Origin of the sequence: Streptomyces roseochromogenus subsp. oscitans DS 12.976 (genome assembly GCF_000497445.1) — a bacterium.
In the GTDB taxonomy this organism is placed as follows: Bacteria; Actinomycetota; Actinomycetes; order Streptomycetales; family Streptomycetaceae; genus Streptomyces; species Streptomyces oscitans.
Genome location: NZ_CM002285.1, coordinates 6983436 through 6985726, shown reverse-complemented (window position 1 = coordinate 6985726; position 2291 = coordinate 6983436). Strand labels below are relative to the sequence as shown.

At 70.7% G+C, this 2291-nt stretch carries 3 protein-coding genes and 1 pseudogene; 1 reads left to right on the top strand and 3 read right to left on the bottom strand.

What is annotated here, in order from left to right; all coding sequences use genetic code 11:
- The 3 genes and pseudogenes from M878_RS79865 to M878_RS49340 form a co-directional block, all read right to left on the bottom strand.
- Positions 1–1037, bottom strand: a 1037-nt coding sequence (locus M878_RS79865; RefSeq protein ID WP_245238254.1) for a D-alanyl-D-alanine carboxypeptidase family protein, incomplete at its 3' end; no start/stop codon positions are given.
- 185 nt (positions 1038–1222) lie between these two features.
- A pseudogene (locus tag M878_RS000000100340) lies at positions 1223–1534 on the bottom strand (aldo/keto reductase); the annotation flags it as partial.
- 39 nt (positions 1535–1573) lie between these two features.
- On the bottom strand, positions 1574–1900 hold the full coding sequence (locus M878_RS49340; RefSeq protein ID WP_031226280.1) for a nuclear transport factor 2 family protein: 327 nt from the start codon (positions 1898–1900) through the stop codon (positions 1574–1576).
- Between the two features lie 152 nt (positions 1901–2052).
- Here M878_RS49340 and M878_RS79855 point away from each other — a divergent pair.
- Positions 2053–2291, top strand: a 239-nt coding sequence (locus M878_RS79855; protein ID WP_023551227.1) for a DoxX family membrane protein, incomplete at its 3' end; no start/stop codon positions are given.

Below are 2291 nucleotides of genomic sequence, written 5' to 3'. Positions count from 1 at the left end.
CCGCCCTCCGGCCCGGGCGCGCCGGCCGCCGCCTGCGCCCCCTTCCCCCCGGGCGCCGGACTCGCGCTCGCGCCGCCCTCGCTGAGCGGATCGACGAGCGTGCCCACGGCCCGCGCCGTACGCCCGTGCCCGAAGCCCCAGTCGAGCAGCGCGGCGGTCTGCTCGTAGACGGCGTTGTTGCCCTCGGCGGGGTGCATGACCGTCACCAGCAGGGTGCGCCCGTCCCGGGTGGCCGCGCCGGTGAAGGTGTTGCCGGCGTTGCTGGTGTAGCCGTTCTTGACCCCGATCAGACCGTCGTACGTCTTCAGGCCCCACGCCCCGGTCAGCAGGCGGTCGGTGTTCTGGATCTGGAAGGTCTTCTTGCCGCCGGCCGGGAAGTCGGCGGTCCGCGTGCCGCAGTAGCCGCGGAAGTCGGCGTCCTTGAGGCCGTGGCGGGCGAAGAGCGAGAGGTCGTACGCCGAGGAGATCTGGCCCGGGTGGTCGAAGCCGTCGGGGCTGACCACATGGGTGTCCAGGGCCTGCAGGTCCTCGGCCTTCGCCTGCATCTCGGCGACGGTCTTGGCGATGCCGCCGTTCATGTGGGAGAGCACGTGCACGGCGTCGTTGCCGGAGCGCAGGAACACGCCCTGCCACAGCTGCTCGACGGTGTAGGAGAGGCCGGGCTTGATGCCGACCAGGCTGGAGCCGAGCGGAACGTCGGAGACGTCGGAGTCCTGCACCGTGTACCGCTCGGTGCGGTCGAACTTCTTCAGCACCGTGTCCGCGAACAGCATCTTCAGCGTGGACGCGGGTGGAAGCCGCCGGTGTGCGTTGAACGCGGCGAGCACCTCGCCGCTCTCGCAGTCGGCGATCAGCCAGGAGCGGGCGGTGATCTTGGCGGGCAGCCCGGAGGCACCGCGCACCTGGACACCGGTACGGGCCAGTTGCTCGCCCCCGACGACCGCGGTCGCCGAGGCCTCGGTGGCCGTGGACAAGGGAAGGGCGGCGGCCGTCAGTCCGAGGACGGCACGTCGACTGAGCCGGGAACATTCGCGCACTCGGGGACCGTACACCGCGCCCAGCAGGGGATTCCTGGAAGGAGGGCCGTACGCCGCAGAATTTGCCGCGTTATGAAAATACGATGAGTCGGCTCGGTTTTCTCTCTGCACGGACTCGGCACCGGCATGACCGTCACCAAGGTCTCACCTCCCGAGGACGTGGTCGATCTCGGCCGGCTGCCCCCGGTGAGGCCACCGCTGGTGAGGACGTCGCGCAGGGCGTCGACCCGGGCCACCCACCGCGGGTCGGCCCCCGAGCCGTCCCCGAACCTCTGCAGCCAGGCGGGCGGCCGGCTGCGGATGTCCCCGGCCGCCGACGCGCTCTGCCGCTTCCCGGTGAGCAACCCCATGGCCATCGGGCTGCGATTGACGCTCGCGAGCTCCAACCGCTCGCACACACCGAGGAGTTCAGGAGCGTCGTTCAGCACGTACGCGCGGATGAGCCCCTCCTTCACGAACTCCTCGCACAGATCGTGGAGTTCGGCGCAGGGAAGCGGTGAGGGCGCGGCCGAGGACGGTCTCGCTGTGCAACGGTGTTAAGCCTGGCCGGTCTCGAAGCGGGAGATCCGCCCGTCGTTCTCGACGGTGAAGGTCCACCGGGTGCGCATCTCGCCCCAGGTGTCGTTGCGGTAGCGGGCGAGAAGTGCCCGCCCGCCGGAGGACTCGTTGTCGACCTCCAGGTGCCCGTTGGAGGAGAAGATCTCCCGGTCGATCCACTCGGCGAGGTCCCGGTCGGAGCCGTCGTCGGACATGGTCGCGCCGGGCGCGAGCAGGGACATGAACCTGTCCCGGTCATGAGAGTTGACGGCGCTCACGAACGCCCGGACCGCCGGGTCGCTGAGATTGGCTGGCTTAATCGTCATGGCGCCAGGCTCACACCACCGCACCGGACCCGCCACCCGAACGCTCTCCCCAACGGGCCGAAGGCCGCCGAACCTGAGACGGTGAGAACACGAGCCTCTCCCCCTGCCCCCTGTCCCCTATCTCTCCTCCGCCTCTCCGTTTGGGAGTCACCGTGAGCTGCTACGACCGACGTGATCTGGGCCTGCTGCTGCTCCGGCTGGGGACCGGCGGGGTGCTGGCCGCGCACGGCGCGCAGAAGCTGTTCGGCTGGTTCGGCGGGCACGGCCTGGAGGGAACAGGCCAGTTCATGGAGTCCGTCGGCTACACGCCGGGCAGGGCGAGCGCGACGGCGGCGGGCCTGGCGGAGGCCGGAGGCGGCACCCTTCTGGCCCTGGGCCTGGCGACCCCGGC

Coding starts and splice junctions, on each gene's coding strand:
- M878_RS49340 (WP_031226280.1), bottom strand. CDS start 1,900: ATGACGATTAAGCCAGCCAATCTCAGCGACCCGGCGGTCCGGGCGTTC.